At 67.5% G+C, this 20517-nt stretch carries 21 protein-coding genes; 13 read left to right on the top strand and 8 right to left on the bottom strand.

Annotated features, from left to right (window positions below):
• Positions 1-23 precede the first annotated feature (23 nt).
• Positions 24-1562, bottom strand: a complete 1539-nt coding sequence (locus tag BJ997_RS19250) for an MmgE/PrpD family protein (protein WP_035836192.1) — start codon at positions 1560-1562, stop codon at positions 24-26.
• 84 nt (positions 1563-1646) lie between these two features.
• Here BJ997_RS19250 and BJ997_RS19245 point away from each other — a divergent pair, with 84 nt between their 5' ends.
• Positions 1647-2285 carry a LysE family translocator gene (locus tag BJ997_RS19245; protein WP_035836191.1) on the top strand — a complete coding sequence of 213 codons (639 nt, stop codon included), beginning with the start codon at positions 1647-1649 and terminating at the stop codon, positions 2283-2285.
• 50 nt (positions 2286-2335) lie between these two features.
• Here the strand turns inward: BJ997_RS19245 and BJ997_RS21650 are convergent, their stop codons facing one another.
• The 3 genes from BJ997_RS21650 to BJ997_RS19230 all read right to left on the bottom strand — a co-directional run bounded on the left by BJ997_RS21650 (position 2336) and on the right by BJ997_RS19230 (position 4474).
• Positions 2336-2758 carry a DUF2809 domain-containing protein gene (locus BJ997_RS21650; protein WP_035836190.1) on the bottom strand — a complete coding sequence of 141 codons (423 nt, stop codon included), beginning with the start codon at positions 2756-2758 and terminating at the stop codon, positions 2336-2338.
• A gap of 18 nt (positions 2759-2776) precedes the next feature.
• Positions 2777-3814, bottom strand: coding sequence for an alpha/beta hydrolase (locus tag BJ997_RS19235; RefSeq protein WP_236628901.1), 1038 nt, complete (start codon positions 3812-3814; stop codon positions 2777-2779).
• Positions 3815-3934: 120 nt separating this feature from the next.
• Positions 3935-4474, bottom strand: a complete 540-nt coding sequence (locus BJ997_RS19230) for a YbhB/YbcL family Raf kinase inhibitor-like protein (RefSeq protein WP_035836189.1) — start codon at positions 4472-4474, stop codon at positions 3935-3937.
• A 52-nt stretch (positions 4475-4526) separates the two neighbouring features.
• Here BJ997_RS19230 and trhO point away from each other — a divergent pair, with 52 nt between their 5' ends.
• The 5 genes from trhO (at position 4527) to BJ997_RS19205 (ending at position 10118) form a co-directional block, all read left to right on the top strand.
• Entirely contained in the window at positions 4527-5423 is an 897-nt protein-coding gene (gene trhO, locus BJ997_RS19225) for an oxygen-dependent tRNA uridine(34) hydroxylase TrhO (protein WP_035836188.1), read from the top strand.
• Positions 5424-5473: 50 nt separating this feature from the next.
• Positions 5474-6700 (top strand): cysteine desulfurase-like protein, encoded by a 1227-nt coding sequence (locus BJ997_RS19220; protein ID WP_035836187.1) that lies wholly within the window; start codon positions 5474-5476, stop codon positions 6698-6700.
• Positions 6701-6777: 77 nt separating this feature from the next.
• Complete coding sequence (locus tag BJ997_RS19215; RefSeq protein WP_035836186.1) at positions 6778-7680, top strand: ATP-binding cassette domain-containing protein; 903 nt, start codon at positions 6778-6780, stop codon at positions 7678-7680.
• 2 nt (positions 7681-7682) lie between these two features.
• Positions 7683-8519 (top strand): ABC transporter permease, encoded by an 837-nt coding sequence (locus BJ997_RS19210; RefSeq protein WP_035836185.1) that lies wholly within the window; start codon positions 7683-7685, stop codon positions 8517-8519.
• A gap of 171 nt (positions 8520-8690) precedes the next feature.
• Positions 8691-10118, top strand: a complete 1428-nt coding sequence (locus BJ997_RS19205; protein WP_035836184.1) for an amidase — start codon at positions 8691-8693, stop codon at positions 10116-10118.
• Between the two features lie 16 nt (positions 10119-10134).
• On the opposite strand, the gene BJ997_RS19200 is transcribed toward BJ997_RS19205, so the two are convergent.
• The gene (locus BJ997_RS19200; protein WP_035836210.1) at positions 10135-11094 is read right to left on the bottom strand and encodes an Lrp/AsnC family transcriptional regulator; all 960 of its coding nucleotides are present in this window, start codon (positions 11092-11094) and stop codon (positions 10135-10137) included.
• Positions 11095-11199: 105 nt separating this feature from the next.
• Here BJ997_RS19200 and BJ997_RS19195 point away from each other — a divergent pair, with 105 nt between their 5' ends.
• From BJ997_RS19195 to BJ997_RS19170, 6 genes are read left to right on the top strand one after another with little or no spacing between them, the layout of a single operon-like run.
• A complete protein-coding gene (locus BJ997_RS19195; protein ID WP_035836183.1) occupies positions 11200-11955 on the top strand; it encodes a DUF5058 family protein in 756 nt (251 codons plus the stop codon).
• 28 nt (positions 11956-11983) lie between these two features.
• Positions 11984-12709, top strand: coding sequence for a hypothetical protein (locus BJ997_RS19190; RefSeq protein ID WP_183323680.1), 726 nt, complete (start codon positions 11984-11986; stop codon positions 12707-12709).
• Positions 12706-13944: an amidohydrolase gene (locus tag BJ997_RS19185; RefSeq protein WP_035836209.1), complete on the top strand. Its 1239-nt coding sequence runs from the start codon at positions 12706-12708 to the stop codon at positions 13942-13944. Before BJ997_RS19190 ends, BJ997_RS19185 begins: the two co-directional genes overlap by 4 nt.
• On the top strand, positions 13941-15200 hold the full coding sequence (locus BJ997_RS19180; protein WP_035836182.1) for a Zn-dependent hydrolase: 1260 nt from the start codon (positions 13941-13943) through the stop codon (positions 15198-15200). Before BJ997_RS19185 ends, BJ997_RS19180 begins: the two co-directional genes overlap by 4 nt.
• 55 nt (positions 15201-15255) lie before the next feature.
• The gene (locus BJ997_RS19175) at positions 15256-16641 is read left to right on the top strand and encodes an LLM class flavin-dependent oxidoreductase (protein WP_084141147.1); all 1386 of its coding nucleotides are present in this window, start codon (positions 15256-15258) and stop codon (positions 16639-16641) included.
• A gap of 52 nt (positions 16642-16693) precedes the next feature.
• Complete coding sequence (locus BJ997_RS19170) at positions 16694-17086, top strand: DUF1304 domain-containing protein (RefSeq protein ID WP_035836181.1); 393 nt, start codon at positions 16694-16696, stop codon at positions 17084-17086.
• 76 nt (positions 17087-17162) lie between these two features.
• On the opposite strand, the gene BJ997_RS19165 is transcribed toward BJ997_RS19170, so the two are convergent.
• The 3 genes from BJ997_RS19165 to hemB all read right to left on the bottom strand — a co-directional run bounded on the left by BJ997_RS19165 (position 17163) and on the right by hemB (position 19956).
• On the bottom strand, positions 17163-17516 hold the full coding sequence (locus BJ997_RS19165; protein ID WP_035836180.1) for a hypothetical protein: 354 nt from the start codon (positions 17514-17516) through the stop codon (positions 17163-17165).
• Positions 17517-17659: 143 nt separating this feature from the next.
• Positions 17660-18976, bottom strand: coding sequence for a glutamate-1-semialdehyde 2,1-aminomutase (gene hemL, locus BJ997_RS19160; protein ID WP_035836179.1), 1317 nt, complete (start codon positions 18974-18976; stop codon positions 17660-17662).
• Positions 18973-19956 carry a porphobilinogen synthase gene (hemB, locus tag BJ997_RS19155; protein ID WP_035836178.1) on the bottom strand — a complete coding sequence of 328 codons (984 nt, stop codon included), beginning with the start codon at positions 19954-19956 and terminating at the stop codon, positions 18973-18975. Before hemB ends, hemL begins: the two co-directional genes overlap by 4 nt.
• Positions 19957-20039: 83 nt before the next feature.
• Between hemB and BJ997_RS19150 the strand changes: the two genes are divergently transcribed.
• The gene (locus BJ997_RS19150) at positions 20040-20411 is read left to right on the top strand and encodes a VOC family protein (RefSeq protein WP_035836177.1); all 372 of its coding nucleotides are present in this window, start codon (positions 20040-20042) and stop codon (positions 20409-20411) included.
• Positions 20412-20517: the final 106 nt, after the last annotated feature.

Raw genomic sequence — 20517 nt, 5'->3', positions numbered from 1 at the left:
AGGTGGGGCCGGATTGGGTCGTGTTAGAACAAGCCTTTGGGGTCCGTGGCGGGGTGCACGAGACCACGCCGGGCGGTGATGGTGAGGCCGCGAAGCTCCGGCCCACTGAGGTCGGGCAGGCGCTGGGCCGTCTCGAGGAATCTCTCGATCTCGTCGGGTTCGAGAACGTCATCGGCGAGCGCGCGGAACTTGGCCACGTACTGCGCGCGCGCGAACGGCCGGGCCCCGAGCGGATGCGCGTCCGCCACCGCGATCTCGTCCGTGATCGTGCGTCCGTCGGCGAGGGTGATCACCACCCGCCCCCCGAAGGCCTTCTCGTTCATGTCGGTGGAATGGTAGCGGCGGGTCCATTCAGGGTCTTCCACGGTCGTGACGCAGTTCCACAGCGCAACGGTGTCGGGGCGGTGGGCGCGCTCCGGGGCGTACGAATCGACCTGGTGCCAGCATCCGTCTTGCAGGGCCACCGCGAAAATATAGGGAATGGAATGGTCGAGGGTCTCCCGGCTCGCGTCGGGGTTGTACTTCTGCGGGTCGTGGGCGCCCGAGCCGATCACCACGTGGGTGTGATGCGAGGTATACAACACAACGGATGCCACCGTGTCGGTGTTCTCCGCGATTTCGGGGTAGTCGCGGTGCAGCCGACGGGCCAGGTCGATCCACGCCTGCGCCTGGTATTCGGCCGAATACTCCTTGGTATAGCTGTCGAGGATGGCGAGCTTCGCCTCGCCGGCGTCGGGCAGGCCCACAGCGTAGACGTGCTCGGGGCCGTCGAGGAGCCAGGCGATTACGCCGTCTTCCCCCTCGTAGATGGGCGTCGGGCTGGTCTGGCCGCGCATGGCCCGGTCGATAGCCTCGATCGCCAGCTTGCCGGCGAACGCGGGGGCGTAGGCCTTCCAACTTGAGATCTCACCCTTGCGGGACTGCCGGGTAGCTGTGGTGGTGTGCAACGCCTGGCCGACGGCCTGGTAGATGATCTGCTCGTCGAGGCCAAGGACGGTGCCGATGCCGGCGGCCATCGACGGTCCGAGGTGGGCGACATGGTCGATCTTGTGCTCGTGCAGGTTGATCGCCTTCACGAGGTCGATCTGGATCTCGTAGCCGGTGGCGATGCCGCGCAACAGGTCTCCGCCGCCGAGCCCGCGGGTGGCCGCGAGGTGCTGGGCCACGGCCAGGATCGGTGGGATGTTGTCCCCGGGGTGTGAGTACTCCGCGGCCAGGAAGGTGTCATGGAAGTCGAGCTCGCGCACGGCCACGCCGTTGGCCCACGCCGCCCATTCCGGCGACACGCGGATGGCGGCATCCGTTCCGAAGATGTTGGCGCCGTCGCCGCCGGTGGAGCGCGGGTGGCTGAGCGCCTGGGCCCTGGCTGCCACGACGGGGTCGCGCACGATCGAGGCCGTGGCCACCGCGGCGTTGTCGATGATGCGGTTGATCACCATCTCGGCGACCGCAGGGGTGACCGGTACCGGGTCGGTCGCGACCTGAGCGATCTTCCAGGCGAGCTGGCCCTCTCTGGCCAGATGCTCGTCACTTCGATGTACACGAACTTCGTGAAACTTCACACAGAGAATCTACTCGGTTGAAGCTGAGAATTGTTCATGGATTTTTCGTGCAACGCGCAGCCGCCGGGAGGCCTAACATTCAGTATGGTTTCCCTCCCTCATCTGCTGGCCTTCTCGCTCGCATCCGTGGCGCTGATCGCCCTGCCGGGGCCCACGGTTCTCTTCGTGATCGGGCGGTCGCTGGCCCTCGGGCGCCGGGGTGGCATTCTGAGTGTGGCCGGCAACGCCCTCGGATTAATCCCGGTCATCTTGGCCGTCGCCCTCGGTCTCGGCGCGATCGTGGCGCAGTCCGTGGTCGTGTTCACGATCATCAAGTTTGCCGGCGCCGCGTACATTGTGTACCTCGGCATCCAGGCCATCCGGCATCGCCGTTCGGCCATGGGTGCGTCGGGCGTGAGCCTGGCGCACAAGTCGCGCCGGCGGCTGCTCGCGGAGGGCTTCGTCGTGGGGGTGAGCAACCCCAAGTCGCTCGTGTTCTTCGTGGCCGTGCTACCGCAGTTCGTGGACTACGGCGCGGGCTCTGTCGTGCTGCAACTGCTGACCCTCGGCCTGGTGTTCGTGGTGCTCGCCTTCATCGGCGACAGTACCTGGGCTCTCGCGGCCGGCGCGGCCCGCCACTGGTTCGCGAAGTCCCCCAAGCGTGTCGAAGGTCTGTCGGCAACGGGCGGCGCCATGATGATCGGTCTCGGCGGCGTGCTCGCCGTCACCGGATCCCAGAGCTGATCGGCCCCGGTCGTAGCAATGCCGCGCCGGTATCGCGCCGCGCTGCCGCATTAGCGCCCGCGCGCGGCCCTCACGGTAGCGCACGACGACACCATGCGGTCAGCGAGCCCGGCGAGGGCTGCACCGACGAGGTAAGCCACGAGGTCCCAGGCCACGAAAGTCGTGCCGAGCACGAGTGCCGTTGGCGGCCAGGCCTCGGCCAGAAGGCTCGGCACACCGGTGAGCTGGAACAGTTCCACGACGACGCACAACCCCGCCGCCGTCGCGGCGACGCGCACAGGCGCCGAGCGCGGCGCGAGGAACGCCACGATCAGGTAGACCAACGCGGCATACAGGGCGTCGGCCGCGAGGCTCGCCGCGGTCCCGCCGGCCTGGAAGTGGACGGCCAGACCGACCGCGACCACGAGCGCACCGGCGGCGAACAGGGCAAGCCGGCGCCGCGCGATCCGCTGTCTCACCCATTCACGTTGCACACGTGAACCCTACCGGGGCTACAGGGCCCGGGGAACGAGCGTGTCCGCAACGAGCGCGGGGAGTGCGGGAAGCACGGCCGCGACGGCGGCCACCGCTGCCACCGGGCGCGGTGCGACCCTGCGCACGAAGTCGCCGAGGCGGCGGTAGACCTCCTGCGACTCGGGATGCTTGGAGTCCTGTTGCCAGGTGTGACGGGTATTCACCCGGTTGCGCGCGTAAATCAGGGTGTCGACGAGGATCGACTTGCTGCGCAGGGCGTCAATGAAGTTGAGGTTGGCGCGGTAGAAATAGTCGCGTTCCGAGGTCGTGATGAACACAGGAGGGAACCCGCCGTCGAGCCATTCGATCGGCGACATGAACCGGGCGGCGCTGCGCAGGTGCAGGCCGCGGCCGTTCTCGGGCAGCAGCATGCGCAGAAAGTTGAGGCTCAGCACGAAACCGCGCTCGAACATCACCGAGAAGTCGGCAATGCTGCAGTGCTGCACGAGCCCGAGCAGGTTCGTGCGGTCCACGTGCGGCTCGATGCCGTAGTACTTGGCGAGTTCGGGCTCGAAAGCCGAGGCTGTGAGCAGAGCCGCGATGTGGCCGCCCGCGGAATCGCCACCGAGCACGATGCGGGAGGGGTCGCCGCCGAATTCCGTGATGTTGCGTACGACCCAGTCGAGCACGTCGTTGCCGTCCTGCATCATGTGTGAAAGCTGCACCCGGGGCGCCATCCGGTAGTTCGCGTTCACGACCACCATGCCTTCCCTGGCCTGGCTCGCGCAGTATTTGGTGAGCGGGGCCTTGTCGCCGGAGGTCCAGCCGCCGCCGTGAAAGTAGATGTACACGGGAAGAGACTCGGTGCTATCGTGCGGCACCATCACGTCGAGGCGGTGATCGCGTTTTTCGTCGCCCACGTAGTCGATGTCGAGGTGATACTCCACAGTGTCGATCGACTTAGCCCGAACGCGCGTGGCGTCATTCTCGGGCAGGCGCAGCATGAGAGCCCGCCACACCCAGACCGGAACCCGGGAGAGGCCGGTTTCTTTGGTGGAATTGCGGGGCTTTCTCACGAACTGAGGTTAACTCCGCAGTGTGTGGGGGCGCTGGGAGGCACCCGCCCAAACACTGTGAATACCCCCATTTGGGGGACAAGCGGTGCCGGGTGGTCGCCAACAAGGGCCGAACTGTCGTCATCCGACTGTCGCGCCGCCCGCTACTCCGGTGGCCTCGAGAACGGCCCGGGCCAGGGTGTGGAAATGCAGGTTGAAGCCAAGCACGCCCGGCGTGGATCGCGGGTCGAGGTCGAGGAGCTCCATGTCGACGGCGTGCACCACGAACTGGTAGCGGTGCGTGCCGGTTCCGGGAGGCGGGCCGGCGCCCGCAAAAGCGCTCTGGCGCGTTTCATTGGGCAGCACAAGCGCCTCAGCGGGAAGCGAGGCACCGCCTGGGGCTCCGGCGCCGGCCTCGAGCGAGGTGACGGATGCCGGCAGGTTGCAGACGGCCCAGTGCCAGAATCCCGAGCCGGTGGGGGCGTCAGGGTCGTACATCGTGACCGCGAAGCTCTTCGTTTCGGCCGGGAATCCCGACCAGGACAGCTCGGGGGAGACGTCCGCCCCGCCGGCACCCGCGCCGTATTGCGGCGCCAAGAGAGGGTGTCCATCCGTCATGTCGGTGCTCGTGAGGGTGAATTGCGGCACTTCGCCGAAACGGGCGAGCGGGTCTTGCGTCATGGGGCTCCAATGGTTGACCAGAGCCTAGGCGTCCTGCACGTAAAATAACTGGGTGGCTATTCCGAAGATCCTGCTCTATTACGTCTTCACGCCGCTCGCCGACCCCGACGCGGTGCGGCTCTGGCAGCGCGACCTCTGCGAGGCTCTCGGCCTGCGCGGCCGCATTCTCATCTCCGCCGACGGCCTCAACGGCACTCTCGGCGGAGATCTGCCGGCCCTCAAGCGCTACATTCGCAAGACCCACGATTACCCGGCCTTCCGCAACATCGACTTCAAGTGGAGCGAGGGCACCGGGCTCGACGCGGCCGGTCTCAGCCTCGATTTCCCCAAACTCGCGGTGAAGGTGCGCGACGAAATCGTAAGCTTCGGTGCGCCAGGCGAGTTGACAGTGGATGCCGATGGCGTCGTCGGCGGGGGAACCCGGCTCGACCCCGCCGCACTGCACGAACTCGTGGAGCAACGTGGGGACGACGTGGTGTTTTTCGACGGCCGCAACGCCTTCGAGGCCGAAATCGGCCGGTTCCGCGGCGCCGTCGTGCCCGACGTGTCCAACACGCGGGAGTTCGTGGCCGAGCTCGACAGCGGCAGGTACGACCATCTCAAGGGCAAACCCGTGGTCACCTACTGCACGGGCGGCATCCGTTGTGAGGTGCTGAGCGGCCTGATGAAGTCGCGTGGTTTCGGCGAGGTCTATCAGCTCGAGGGCGGCATCGTGCGCTACGGCGAGGCCTACGGCGACGACGGGCTGTGGGACGGCTCGCTCTATGTGTTCGACCGACGCATGTCGCTCGATTTCAGCGACCACACGGCGGTGGTCGGGCACTGCAGGGTGTGCGACGAGCCGACCCGCCACATGCTCAACTGCCGCGAGGTGTCCTGCCGCGAGCAGCTCGTGGCATGCGAGCCATGCGTTGCCCTCGCAGCTCCGGCCTGCGACGCGCACGCCTGACCTGTCCGCCCGGCGCGCCAAGCCCACCGTCACTGTGATTGGATTCTGGGGTGACCTACAACGCACCGGCTGTCCGCTCCCACTTTCCCGCCCTCGCCACCGGCATCGCCCACTTCGACGGCCCGGGCGGCACCCAGACCCCGCGCCAGGTGGGTGCTGCCATCGCGCTCACCCTCACCCGGCCGCTGTCGAACCGCGGCACCCGCAGCCTCCCCGAGCGCAACGCGGATGACGCCGTCACGTGCTTTCGACAGGCGTGCGCCGACCTGTTGAACACTGATCCGCTCGGGATCGTCTACGGCCGAAGCGCCACCGCCCTCACCTACGACTTTTCCCGGCACCTGTCCCACGGCTGGGGCCCCGGCGACGAAATCGTGGTGACGCGACTGGACCACGACGCCAACATCCGCCCCTGGGTGCAGGCCGCCGAGCGCGCCGGGGCCACCGTGCGCTGGGTCGATTTCGATCCCGAGACCGGTGAGCTTTCCGCCGAGGCCGTCGCCGCGCAGGTGAACGACAACACCCAGCTCGTGGCCGTGACCGCGGCGAGCAACCTGATCGGAACCCGCCCGCCCATCGCCGAGATCGCCCGGATCACCCACGGCGTCGGCGCGCTGCTCTGGGTGGACGGCGTGCACTACGTGCCGCACGCGAGCGTCGACCTTGAAGCCCTCGGCGCGGACTTCTTCGTGTGCTCGCCTTACAAGTTTCTCGGCCCGCACTGCGGCGTGCTCGCTGCCTCCCCCGAGCTGCTCGACACCATCCACCCCGACAAGCTGCTGCCCTCAACGGATGCCGTACCCGAGCGTTTCGAGTTCGGCACCCTGCCCTACGAGACGCTCGCCGGCGTCACGGCTGCGGTGGACTTCCTCGCCGCGCTCGTGCCCGCCGACATGACAGACCCCGCTGCACCGGCGCCCACCCGCCGCGACGGTCTCGTGCGATCGTCACTCGCCCTCGAACGGCACGAGAAGCAGCTGCTTGAGCTGCTCGAATCCCGCCTCGCCGAGCTGCCCGGGGTCACAGTGTGGTCCCGGGCCGCCGAGAGAACGCCCACGCTCTTGCTCACCTTCGCAGGAAAGAGCGCGGCCGACGCCTCGCACGCGCTATTCGAGCGCAAGATCCTGGCCCCGGCGGGGTCGTTTTACGCAATCGAAGCTAGTCGTCACCTCGGCCTCGGCGACGAAGGCGGGCTGCGCATCGGTCTCGCTCCGTACAACACGGCGGCCGATGTGGAGCGTCTCCTGGTGTTCCTCGAGGAATTCCTCGCCGCATAAAAGGCTGATCGGCCCTCAAAAGGGCTACAAATTTCCATGGGTGGCAATAGGCTGGTGTCACCGACGGAGGGGACACCATGCCAACGGGCGCTGTCATAGAGTTCAGCAGCATCACCAAGAGATTCGGCGCCGCCACCGCGGTCAACGATCTGTCTTTCACCGTCGAGCCGGGCCGGGTCACCGGCTTCCTGGGGCCGAACGGCGCCGGCAAGACCACAAGCCTGCGCATGCTGCTCGGCCTCGTCACGCCCACGCGGGGCACTGCCACGTTCGGCGGCCTCGCCTATCGCGACCTCCCGCATCCGCTCCAGACGGTGGGCGCAGCCCTCGAAGCGGCGAGCTTCCACCCCGGACGCACCGCCCGCAGCCACCTCAACGTCTATGCGATCGCGGCAGGGCTCACCCGCACGCGCGTGATGGAGGTGCTCACCCTAGTGGGCCTCGGCGAGCACGCCGGCCAGCGCGTGGGCGGGTACTCGCTGGGCATGCGCCAGCGCCTCGGCCTCGCCTACGCCCTGCTCGGCGACCCTGGCGTGCTGGTTCTCGACGAGCCGATCAACGGTCTCGACCCTGAAGGCATCAAGTGGATTCGTGGCTTTCTGCGCCAGCTGGCCGCCGAGGGTCGCACCGTGCTCGTGAGTTCGCACCTGCTCTCCGAGGTGCAGCAGAGCGTCGACGACGTGGTGATCATCGCCCGCGGCGAGCTCGTGCACCTCGGCCCGCTCTCGAGCCTCGACACGGACACCGCCCCGCAGGTTGTCGTGGATTCCCCGAACCGAGAGGCGCTCTCCTCCGCCCTCGCGGCCGCCGGAATCTCGTTCGTGGCCGGCCGCACGGGCCTGCTCGCCGCGGCACCCGACCCCGGGCAGGTGGGACACGTGGCCTTCGCGGCCGGAGTGGAGCTGAGCGTGCTGCATCGCCAAAAGGTCGGCCTCGAAGAGTCGTTCCTCGCGCTCGTGGGCGGGGGGCGGTCGCTGTGACAATGCTGCTGCGCGGCGTCGCCGCCGAATTCACCAAGATTCTCACCACCCGCATGTGGTGGATCCTGCTCATTGTGCTGTTCGCATACATTGCGATGCTCGCGAGCGGCCTCGCGGCCCTCTTCGGCGGCATCGCCAGTGGCGCGATCCCCGCAGAGGTGGCGGGTACCGGGGGCGCAGGAACCCCCTCGGGCGCCGGCCTCCCGCCGCTCGTCTACAGCTTCGGGGCCACCCTCGGCTATGTGTTCCCTGTGTTGATCGGAGCTCTGGCCACGACCGGTGAGTTCCGGCACCAGACGCTCACGCCCACCTTTCTCGCCAATCCACGCCGGGCAAGCGTACTCGCCGCGAAGTCGATCGCGCTGTTCGTGGTGGGTGCGGTCTTCGGGCTCGTGGCGGTGCTGGCATCCGTGGGCACCGGCGCCCTCACCATGTCGACTTTCGGCGTCGACCCGCTGCTCGGCGACAGCGACACCTGGGCGCTCGTGGGCCGACTCGTGCTCGCGATGGCCCTCTGGGCGATCGTGGGCGTCGGGCTCGGTGTGCTCGTGCCCAGCCAGGTCGCGGCTATCGTGATCGTGCTCGCGTTCACCCAGTTCATCGAACCGCTGCTGCGTCTCGCGGCGATGTTCATCGACGTCACCGCGAACATCGGAAAGTTCCTGCCGGGCGCGGCCTCCGACGCCCTCGTGGGCGCGAGTTTCTACTCCATGATGAGCCCCGTCGGCGCCGGCGCCGCCTCGCTCGAGTGGTGGCAGGGCGGGCTCGTGCTGCTCGGCTACGCCGTGGTCTTCACGGTTGGCGGCTATTTCGTGAGCTGGAAGAAGGACGTCACATAGCGGCGGTCGAACCCCGCCCGACGAAATCGCACACGCACCCTGTCATTCGTGAAGAAATCAGCCACTTTCGTGGCCGTAACCACAGAAGCGGATGCGATTGGCCCGGCGCACTAACCCGGTCCCGCCCCGGCAACGAGACTCATAGTCACGAGTCGCAACCAGGGGGAAGACGTGAACGAGGAGATCACCGCACTGTCGGCATCCGATGTGTCACGGCTCATACGTGCGCGCGAGCTCTCGGCGCGAGAGGCGCTCGAGGCGCACATGGACCAGATCGACAGGGTCAATCCCCGCATCAACGCGATCGTCACCCTGGACAGGGCAGGCGCCGCCCGACAGGCGGAGGCGGCCGACGCCCTGACCCGGAGCGGCGCCGTACTGCCACCCCTGCACGGCGTTCCCATGACCCACAAAGACACCCACAGCACGGCCGGGCTGCGCACGACCTTCGGTTCCCCGCTGTTCGCCGACAACGTGCCAGACCACGATGACCTCATCGTGGCCCGCTTCAAGGCCGCGGGCGTGGTCACCACGGGCAAGAGCAACGTTCCGGAATTCGCGGCCGGATCGCACACCTTCAACGAGGTCTTCGGTACCACCACCAACCCCTACGATCCCCGGTTGAGCGCGGGCGGTAGCAGTGGAGGCGTGGCAGCGGCCCTGGCCGCGCGCATCCAGTCGATCGGCGACGGCAGCGATATGGGTGGGTCGTTGCGTATTCCGGCTTCCTTCTGCAACGTGGTGGGCTTCCGCCCATCCCTGGGCATGATCCCGCTAGCCCCCTCGCGCAATGCCTGGGGCTGGCTCGCTCGCACGGGCCCCATGGCCAGAGAGGTCACCGACGTGGCGCTGGCGATGAGCGTTCTGACCGGTACGGATGCGTCGACACCCTTCCACTGCCCGGTGCCGGCGTCCAGTTTTCGCGAACCGCTCGAGCGCGATCTCACCGGCCTGCGGATCGGCTGGTCGCCAGACTTCGGGCTCGGGATTCCGGTGCAGAAGGAAGTGTTGCGGGTGCTCGAGGGCCAGCTGCGCGTCTTTGAAGACCTGGGCGCGATAGTAGAGGAGGCCTCCCCCGATCTGCGGGACGCCGACGTCGTCTTCGACACGGTGCGTTCGCTCGACTTCGCGCTGGCGTACGGCGACCTCGTTGCCGACCACGCCGAGGACATCAAGGCAGAGGTGCGGTGGAACGTGGCGCGGGGCCTCGCACTTACGGGAGCGGATGTCGTGGAATCGGCGCTGGCGCGCACCAGACTCGCGGCGGCTACCCGGCACTTCTTCACCCGGTTCGACGTGTTCGCCAGCCCCGCCGCGCAACTGCTGCCCTTCGACGCCAGCTGGCGCTACCCGCGAACCGTCAAGGGGATCGAATTCGACACCTACCTCGAGTGGATGCGATCGGCGTGCGTCGTGTCCGCAATGGGGATTCCTGCCCTGTGCATGCCCGCGGGCTTCAGCGACAGCGGGCTCCCGGTGGGCATGCAGCTGGCCATGAACCACGGCCGCGACGTCAACCTGCTGCAGGTTGGGTTCGCGTACGAGCAGGCGACACACCATGCTCGCCGGGCACCCGAACTGCTGAGCGTCGGCCGCTGAGATGAGCCGGATGCCCTCACGCGTGTGCCGGGTTCAGCACCCGACCGCCTCGCTTGAATGCCCCCAGCAGCAAGCTGATGTCGATCGATTTAGTGTGGGCGACCCAGGGTGCCGATGTGACACAGGCGTACAGGGCTGCGGAGTCTTTCGCGGTGACGTTCGCCACGATCTGGTAATCGCCGGCGACCGCCGCCGCGTACCTCACCAGGGGCGACGCTGCGAGTTCCCGGCCCACGGCCTCGACCTTGTGGGGTTCGCTTCTGATCCACAGAAAAGCCTCGACCGGAAGACCCACGCTCGCCGGTTCGACCACGGCGCGAATGTAAACGTGGTTGTTCTGCAGCAGCCAGTCGGTGCGGCGGCGTGCGGTGGCGTTCGACACCCCGGCGAGCCGGGCCAGGCGTTCACACGACACCCGTCCATCCCGGCAGAGGGCGCCGACAATTTCGTTGTCCACCGTACTCAGCCGCAGGGGAGGCTGCAAAGTCCAGGTGTCGTTTGTCACGCCTGCACTCAGGGCGCTCGCCTCGACGTGCGTCAGCAGATCCGGTTGCCAGCCACGAATGGTGCGGAAGTACCGCAGCACGGGGTAACTCACCGCCCGCACCAGCCCCACGGTCCCTGGGACCTCGTCGGTGAGCAGGGCAGGCATCCGCTCGCGCCGGGTGAGGATCTCGGCCACGCAGTCGACCCCGCCGGTCATCGTATAGGCGAAGGTCGAATCACGGCGCTGGGCGAGGGCGTTCGCGGCGGCGCGAGTCGTGCCCGGCGCGCTCTGCACGCGCAGAATCACGGAGGTGGCTTGCGGACGCAGCGCGGCAACCTGCACGAGCTTGGCGTCGAGAAGTTCGGTGCCCCGGCGAGCGACCGTGCGTTCCGGCTCGTTCAACACCTCGGCGATCCTGCGCCACGGGCTTCGCCCGTCCAACTGCAGGGCTGCCACGATCCGCCGCTCCAGGGGGTCAAGTAGCCGCACAAACCACTCCGTTTCGTCCGTGAATTCCGCTGGGAAACGCGTCGTTCCTAGCGCCGAACCTACCAGCACGTCCGATCCCACCCGCATTCCAGCCCAGGAGGCACCATGCCGTCAGCTCTTCCCGGTGACCCCGATTCAACCGACATCCTGTCGATCGCCAACGCGCCGATTCTGTGGATTTTCGCGGTCGGCATCTTCGCGGCCATCATCCTGCAGACGGTCATCTATATGCGCGCCGCACGGATCGCCGCCCCGGCGGCCGGAATCACCCAGGCCGAACTCAGGACCTCCTTTCGGGCGGGCGCCGTCGCCGCGATCGGACCGTCCCTGGCCGTGGTGCTTGTCAGCGTTGCGCTGCTCAGCCTGTTCGGCGGCCCGGCAGTGCTGGTGCGGGTGGGCCTGGTGGGTTCGGCGGCAACCGAAACCGCCTCAGCCAGCATCGCGGCGTCCACCATGGGCGCGGCCCTCGGCGACGCGAGCTACACGCAGGCCGTCTTCGCGGTTGCCTTCATGGCGATGAGCCTCTCCGGGGCGATGTGGATGATCGCCACCCTCGTTCTCACTCCGCTTCTCAAGCGCGGTGACTCCCGCTTGCGCACCGTGAACCCCGCGCTCATGGCTATCATTCCCGCGGCGGCGCTACTGGGGGCCTTTGCCAGCCTCGGAATCGCCGAACTCGGCAAGACTCCCATCCACGTTCTCACCGTGCTCACCTCTGCAGTGGTCATGGGCGTGTGCCTGCTCGCGGCCCACCGATTCCAGCAGGGCTGGCTCCGCGAATGGGGCCTCGGATTCTCGATCGTGATCGGCCTGATTGTGGCGTACGCCGCCCACAGCAGCGGCCTCGCGCCGATCGCCTGATTCCCCTCCGACTCCGAGAAAGGCCAGCATGTCCTCCACAACAGTGACTTCCGCACAGTCCGCCGATTTGGCGGTGTTCGATCGCACGACGTCCCGGTGGGGACGCCTCACCATGATCGCGGCGCTGATCATGTCCCTCGCGGCACCGCTGTACCTCGTGCTCTTCGCCGACCTCGGCATCACCCAGGTGCAGGTGTGGACCGCGTTCTTCGCCGTCGCCGCGGTCTTCTCCGTCTTGTGGGTCGTCGAACCCATCACCTACTACCCGATCCTCGGGCCTGCCACGATGTACCAGGCCTTCATGATCGGCAATATCGCCAACAAGCTGCTGCCCTCCGCCCTCGTCGCGCAGGCGTCGATCGGCGCCAAGGCCGGAACAAAACGGGGTGAGTTTTCCGCGCTGATGGCCATCTGCGGCGCCGCAATGGTGCACGTGTTCTTCATGCTCGTCTTCGTGGGCGTGCTGGGGTCCTGGCTCGTGAGCATTGTGCCGGCAGACGTCACCGACGTGGCCCGCCTCTATATTTTCCCCAGCATCATCGGCGCGGTCGTCGTGCAGCTGGTGGTCTCCCTGAAACAGGCCCGCATCACGTTCATCGCGATCGCCACGGCGGCCGTCGTGTTCTTTGTGATCATTCCCGCCGTTCCAGCAGTGGCCAATCTCGCCACCGGCATTACCGTCGTCGCCACGGCCATCCTGGCCTGGTTCCTCCGAAAAAAGTCCCAACCCGAATCCACGAAAGAGACATCATGACACTGACCATCCCGCAGAATACTGATGTGACCGCCCGGAAGATGCACGAGCTGTACAGGTTTTTGCACGCCCACCCCGAGCTGTCCATGCAGGAATCGGCCACCGCCGACTTCATCGCCACGCGTCTCGACGCTCTGGGCCTGGAGACCTTCCGCTGCGGCGGCACCGGAGTGGTGGGCGTGCTGCGCAACGGGGCCGGACCGACCATCGGCTTCCGCGCCGACACCGATGGGCTGCCCATCGCCGAGGAGACCGGTCTCGCCTACGCCAGCGTGGCGCGGGGCACCCTCGCCGACGGAACCGACGTGCCGGCGATGCACGGCTGCGGCCACGACACTCATATGGCCGTGGCTCTCACCGCCGCCGAACACCTCGTCGACAACCGGGCCGACTGGGCAGGCACCCTGGTCTTCATCTTCCAGCCCGGCGAAGAAACCGGCGCAGGAGCACGCGCCATGGTCGAGGACGGCCTGTGGGACCGCGCACCGCACCCGGAGATCATCTACGGCCAGCACGTGTGGCCGGGACTCGCCGGGACCATCGATATCAGCAGCGGCGTAGCCATGGCGATGGCCGATTCCTGGAAGGTCACAGTGCACGGGCGCCAGGCCCACGGTTCTCAGCCCGACCAGTCGATTGACCCGATCGTGCTCGGGGCGCACATGGTCGTGCGCCTGCAAACCGTCGTCGCGCGCGAGGTTCACCCCATGAAATCAGCCGTTGTTACCGTCGGCACCTTCCACGGCGGGCTGAAGGAAAACATCATTCCCGCCACCGCCGAGTTCACGATCAACATGCGCACCTTCGACCTCGGGGTTCGCACCAGGGTTCTCGATTCAGTGCGGCGTATCATCGCGGCGGAAGCGCAGGCATCCGCTGCGCCCGAACCGACAATCGAGGTGCTGTCGACCTTCCCGCGCTGCTACAACGACCCAGCGGCCACCGAGAAGTTGATCGCCGCACTCAGCCACTCCCTCGGGGAAGATGCCATCTTTGAGGTGCCCCCGGTTATGGGCAGCGAAGACTTCGGCCTGCTCGCCGAGGCGATCGGCGTGCCGTCCGTGTACTGGATGTTCGGTGGATATTCCCAGCAGAGCATCGACTCTGTTGACAGTGTTGCCGGCAATCACTCGCCGCATTTCGCGCCAGACCCGGAGCCGGCCCTTGCGGCGGGCCTGACGGCCGCCCTCACGGCCATCCTGTCGAAGGTCGGCACGACGGGCGGTGCCGCTTGAGCGCGCGCCCCGGCCGGCTCGCCGTGAACGGCCCTCGACTCATCGCCGACCTGCAGGCCCTGGGCCGCATCGGGCGCGGCCCCGGCGGAGGCATCGATCGCACATCCTTCTCGGCAGCGGATGGCGAGGCCCGCGCGTGGTTGCTCGCCCGGTGCGCCGAGGCCGGGCTCACGGTGACGGCCGACGGGATCGGAAACCTGATCGTGTCGCCGGTGTTCGCAGAGAACATCGAGGCGCTGCCGGCTGTTTGGTCGGGATCGCACATCGACACCGTTCCCAACGGAGGCGCGTTCGACGGCACCCTGGGCGTGCTTGCCGCCCTCGAGTGCGTGCGGCGCATTCAGGAGGAAAACCTCGAACTCGCGCGGCCCGTGCGCCTGGTCGTCTACACAGACGAGGAAGGCAACTACGCACACCTGTTCGGGTCGAGTGCGCTCGCACGCGGGTTCTCGCGCGCCGAACTCGAGGCGCTCACCGGTCGTGACGGTGATCGCTTCGCCGAGACGTTTGCGGCGGCCGGCGGCGACCTCGACGCCGCCGCCGCGACCCGGCTTGACCCCTCGACGCTGCACTCCACCGTGGAACTGCACATCGAACAGGGGCCCCTACTGGAGGAACGCGAGCACCAGATCGGGGTCGTCACTGGAATCGTTGCCCTCGGCGGGGGCGTGGTGTCGTTTGTGGGGCGCGCCGACCACGCCGGGACAACTCCCATGACGCGGCGCCAGAATGCCCTGACCGGGGCCGGGGCGTTACTCGTGGCCCTGCCGGAACTCGCGGCTGCGGTCAGCGACCAGGCTGTCATCACCTCCGGGATCGTGGCCGTGGAGCCGGGGAGCGCGAATGTGGTGCCGGCGGTTGCCCGGGTGACGGTGGACTTTCGCGAAGCGCGGGCCGATCGAGTCGCCGCACTGGAAGCGGCCATAGTGCTCGAGTCCCGGGCGATCGCGGCGCGGTATGACCTCGAGGTCGTGATGGATTTCGAGATCACCATCCCTCCTACCGGGCTCGATACCGACATTCAATCGATCATTGCCGAGGCCGCCGCGGCCCGCGGCCTCACGTTCAGCTCACTTCCCTCCGGAGCCGGACACGATTCGCAGAACATGGCGCGACTGGCTCCCACCGGCATGATTTTCGTGCCGAGTATCGGGGGCAGAAGCCACTGTCCCGAGGAAAACACCGCCTGGCCGGATGTGGAGAACGGCGCGAACGTGCTGCTCGACACGCTCCTCCGACTCGGCCGCGCCGTGTAACGGTTTGTTGCACCTCGGGATGCGACGGCACCCGCCCGAGGCGCATCATGGGCACATGCCCAGACAGATTCGTTTTAATGCCTTCGACATGAACTGCGTCGCCCACCAGTCGGCCGGTTTGTGGCGCCACCCCGACGACCAGGGATGGCGCTACAAGGACCTCCGCTACTGGACCGACCTCGCCAAACTGCTCGAGGCCGGCACGTTCGACGGCATCTTCATCGCGGATGTGCTCGGCACCTACGACGTGTACGGCGGCAGCAACGAGGCGGCGATCCGGCACGGCGCGCAGGTTCCGGTCGGCGACCCCATCCTGCTGGTCTCCGCCATGGCGAGTGTCACGGAGAACCTCGGCTTCGGCATCACCGCCGGAACCTCCTACGAGCACCCGTATCCCTTCGCCCGACGGATGTCCACGCTCGACCACCTGACAAACGGTCGCGTCGGCTGGAACGTCGTCACCGGCTACCTGCCTTCTGCGGCACGCAACATGGGGCACGACGACCAGCTAGAGCACGACGACAGGTATGACGTGGCGGACGAGTACCTCGAGGTGCTCTACAAGCTCTGGGAGGGCTCTTGGGAAGACGATGCCGTGGTGCGCGACCGCGAGGCGGGCATCTTCACCGATCCGAGCAAGGTGCACGAGATCGGCCACCACGGCAAACACTTCACGGTGCCCGGCATCCACCTCGCCGAACCGTCTACGCAGCGCAGCCCGGTGATCTATCAGGCCGGAGCCTCGCCGCGCGGCATCACATTCGCGGCAGAGAACGCCGAGGCGATCTTCGTCGCCGCGTCGACCAAGCCGCAGCTCACGGCCACCGTGAAGAAGATCCGCGACGCGCTCGAGGCCGAAGGTCGGGACCGCTACGCCGCGAAGATCTATACGCTACTCACGATCATCACGGACGCGTCGTCCGAGAAGGCCCAGGCCAAGTATCAGGATTACCTCTCCTACGCGAGCGAGGAGGGCGCGCTCGTCTTCATGTCGGGTTGGATGGGTATCGACCTGTCCACCTACGACCTCGACGAGCCGATCGGCAACGTGAAGAGCAACGCCATCCAATCCGCGGTGTCCAACGTGCAGGGCGCCGGCGGAGAGGGCAAGGAGTGGACGGTGCGCGACATCGCACGCCAGGGTGCCATCGGCGGCCTCGGCCCCATCGTCGTCGGTTCGGGAGCGGAGGTGGCGGACCACCTGCAGGACTGGGTGGCCGACACCGACGTGGACGGCTTCAATCTCGCCTACGCGATCACCCCGGGCACGTTTGAGGACGTGATCGAGTTCGTCATTCCCGAGCTGCGCAAGCGCGGCGCGTACCCGGAGGCCTACGCCGAGGGGAGCTTGCGCAACAAGCTGCACGGGCGCGGCGACAGGCTGCCTACCGAGCACCGCGGCGCCGGCTACCGCGTAGAGACGAGCGTGGCTGCACGGTAGGCACGGCCCCGGGCGGCACGGCGGCGGGTGTGGGCCTCGGTAGGCTGAGCCCATGGCCTACATCGCTGCTTTCTTCGTCATGCTCGCCGCACTGCTGCACGGGCTTATCTTCTTCATGGAGAGCTTCTGGTGGTCGCGCCCACAGATCTGGAAGCGCTTCGGCGTGGCCAATCAGGCCACGGCCGACGCGATCAAGCCGATGGCCTACAACCAAGGCTTCTACAACCTGTTCCTCGGCGTTGGCGCGGTCTTCGGACTGGGCCTTCTCTTCGGCGGCCTCCAGGTACCCGGCGTCACGCTCATCCTCTTCTCGACGGCCTGCATGGTGCTCGCGGCCGTCGTGCTGCTCTCGCGCGGAACGCAGTACAGGCGCGCTGCGCTGATCCAGGGCTCGTTTCCCCTGATCGGGCTCGTACTGCTCGTGGTCGCCCTGGTCACCGCCTGACCTCTCCCACGTCCTCCGGCCTCCGCAACGCCCCCAATCCAGACGGGCTCGATCCAGGCGCTGGTCGAGATTGAGGTCAGACGGCGGGGAGCTTGAGCGACGCGATCAGGTCGGGCGCATGCTGGCTCGTGAGAATGAGGCGGGAGAATTCCTCGTCGACGAGGTCGATCACCACGGCCTGACGCTGCCGCTTGATCGATACGAAGTCCTTGCCCCCGTGAAACTTCCAGGTGCCGGCCGCTAGAACGAGCGGAATGAAGGTTCCCGGGGAGCGGATGCCGCGCAGCCAGATCCACGGATCCTCCGCAATGATCACCGAGCGGATGTTCTCGCGCTTCACCACGATGGAGTCCCGCCTGACCGCGAACGTTCTCTCGGTGCGGGTCAGATGGATCTCAAGCCGATCGGGGTGAACACTCAATGAAGCCATGTGTCTAGTGTGCCCCGTCGAGCGGGCATCCGCTGCCCGAGAATCGCTCAAGCCCCCGAATCGCGTGCGGAACGTTATGCCCGCGCCCCTCCCGCGGCGCGCTACCGCTCCAGCGGCCGCGTGCCGCGTCACAGACGCGCGGGTTAGGCGGTCGCCGCGGCGGCGGCCTTCGCAGCGGCGGGCAGCGCCTCGAAGATGCGCCCGAGGGCGTTCTCGTCGTGTGCGTTCGACACGAACCAGGCCTCAAACACCGAGGGCGGCAACGAGACGCCACCGTCGAGCATGGCGTGGAAGAACGGCCCGTACCGGAAGGTCTCCTGACGCTGCACCTCGGCGTAGGTGCGCGGTGGGGTGGCCTGCGCCTCTGCGCCGAACACGAAGCTGAAGAGATTGCCGGCGCGCTGCACACTGTGGGCCACGCCCTCGGCCGCCAATGAGGCCGAGACGGCCTCCGACAGGAGCAGGGCGGTGGCGTCGACGTGCTCGTACACGGCGGCGTCGAGGGCCTTCAGGGTCGCGATGCCTGCGGCGACGGCGACCGGGTTGCCCGAAAGCGTTCCGGCCTGGTAAACCGGCCCGAGGGGGGCGAGGTAGTCCATCACCTCGGCGCGTCCGCCGAGCGCAGCCACGGGTAGGCCTCCGCCGATGATCTTGCCGAAGGTGAGCAAATCGGGCTTGTAGCGCGCGTCGGTGGCATTCTCCAGGCCCCAGTATCCGGCCGGTCCCACGCGGAAGCCCGTGAGCACCTCGTCCATGACGAGGAGCGCGCCCTCCTCGTGTACGAGGGCGGCGAGGGCGGCGTTGAACCCGCGGTCGGGGGCAACGACGCCCATGTTCGCGGCGGCGGCCTCGGTGATCACCGCGGCGATGCGCCCGGGGTGCGCCACGAACGCCGCCCGCACGGCCTCAATGTCGTTGTACGGCAACACGAGTGTCTGCGCGGCCGTGGCTGCGGTGACACCCGCGGAGCCCGGCAGCGCGAGGGTGGCGAGCCCGGATCCGGCCTCGGCTAGCAGCCCGTCTGAGTGGCCGTGATAGTGCCCGGCGAACTTGATCAGCAGGTCCCGACCGGTGAACCCGCGGGCGAGGCGGATCGCCGTCATGGTGGCCTCGGTGCCGGTGGAGACCAGGCGCAGCTTCTCCACGGCGCCGACGCGCTCCTTCACGAGCTCGGCTAGCTCCGTCTCGGCCGGCGTGGAGGCGCCGAACGACAGTCCGAGGGCCGCCGCGTCCTGCACGGCCTTCACGACATCGGGGTGTGCGTGGCCGAGAATCGCGGGGCCCCAGGAGCTCACGAGGTCAACGTAGTCGCGGCCATCGGCATCCGTTACGTGGGCGCCCTGCGCCTTCACAAGAAACAACGGGGTGCCGCCCACCGAGCGGAACGCCCGCACGGGCGAGTTAACGCCGCCGGGGATGGCCTCCTGGGCGCGGGCGAACAGTTCGTCGTTGTGTGTCATGCGCGTTCCTCTTTCAGCCAGGTGGCGAGCTCGACGGCCCAGTAGGTGAGCACGGCGTCAGCGCCGGCCCGACGGATGCTCAGCACCGACTCTTCGACGGCACGGCGGCGGTCGATCCAACCCTGCGCGGCGGCGGCCTCGATCATGGAATACTCGCCGGACACCTGGTAGGCCCACACCGGGACCGGGCTCATGCCGGCGACCTCGGCGAGCACATCGAGGTAGCTGCCCGCGGGCTTGACCATCACGATGTCGGCGACCTCGTCGATGTCGATCTGCGCCTCGCGCACGCCCTCGCGGCGGTTGGCGGGGTCAAGCTGGTAGGTGCGGCGGTTGCCCGTGAGGGTCGACGCCACGGCCTCGCGGAACGGACCGTAGTAAGCGGATGCGTACTTCGCCGAATAGGCGAGCACGGCGGTGTCTTCGTAACCGGCTCCGTCGAGGGTCTCGCGCACGGCGGCGACCTGGCCGTCCATCATTCCACTAAGGCCGAGCAGCGCGGAGCCGGCGTTCGCCTGGGCTAGGGCCATGTCCCGGTAGCGCAGCAGGGTGGCGTCGTTGTCGACGCGACCGTCGGACGCCAGCACGCCGCAGTGGCCGTGGTCGGTGAACTCGTCGAGGCAGAGGTCTGTCTGCACCACGAGTGCGTCGCCGATTTCGTCGACGAGGGCTCGGGTGGCCAGGTTGAGGATGCCGTTGGGGTCGGTCGCTCCCGTTCCTGTCGCGTCGCGAACCTCGGGCACGCCGAAGAGCATGACACCGCCGATGCCGGCTTCCGCCGCCGCCACGACAGCGCGACGGGCGCTGTCGATGCTGTGCTGCACGACGCCCGGCATCGACTGGATGGGCATCGTTGCATCGCCTTCCCGCACGAACATGGGAAGAACGAGCTCGGCGGGGTGGACACGGATTTCGCTCGCCAGGCGACGAAGCGCGGGAGTAGTGCGCAGTCGTCGCGGGCGAATAACGGGGTTACTCACGCCCTAACCCTACGCCGCCACCCTGCACGCCCCCTGCGCCAACGCCTAACCTGTTGTGGAGCGCAAATTACTATGCTGGGCCGATGATGTCAGTCACGGAGTTCCAGGTCACCTTCGACTGCGAAGACCCCCGACGCGTCGCCGCGTTCTGGGGCCATGTGTTGGGGTATGTCGTCGAAGATTCCGGCGTCGTGTGCGTAGACCCCACAGGTACGGGGCCGCGCCTGTACTTCCAGCGCGTTCCCGAGCTCAAAACTGTCAAGAATAGGGTGCACTTGGACGTTCGCGCCGGCTCTGGGCTTGTCGGGGCGGAGCGCCTCGCCAAGTTGGAGAATGAATGTGCACGATTGGTGACACTTGGGGCGGTTCGTGTGCAACTCCTCCCGGCCGACGACGAGAACGAGTCGTGCCTCGTGATGCAGGACATCGAAGGCAACGAATTCTGCCTGGACTGACGCCCCGAGTCAAGGTCCGCTCCGCAACCAGCGGCCCGGCCGCCCCCCGCTGGTCGTGTCTCGATCAGAGAGATGGTGAGAGGCACCGCTTTTCCCTAGTAGGCCC

The sequence above is a fragment of the Cryobacterium roopkundense genome, assembly GCF_014200405.1.
Lineage (GTDB): Bacteria > Actinomycetota > Actinomycetes > Actinomycetales > Microbacteriaceae > Cryobacterium > Cryobacterium roopkundense.
This window is presented reverse-complemented; position numbering and strand designations above follow the sequence as displayed.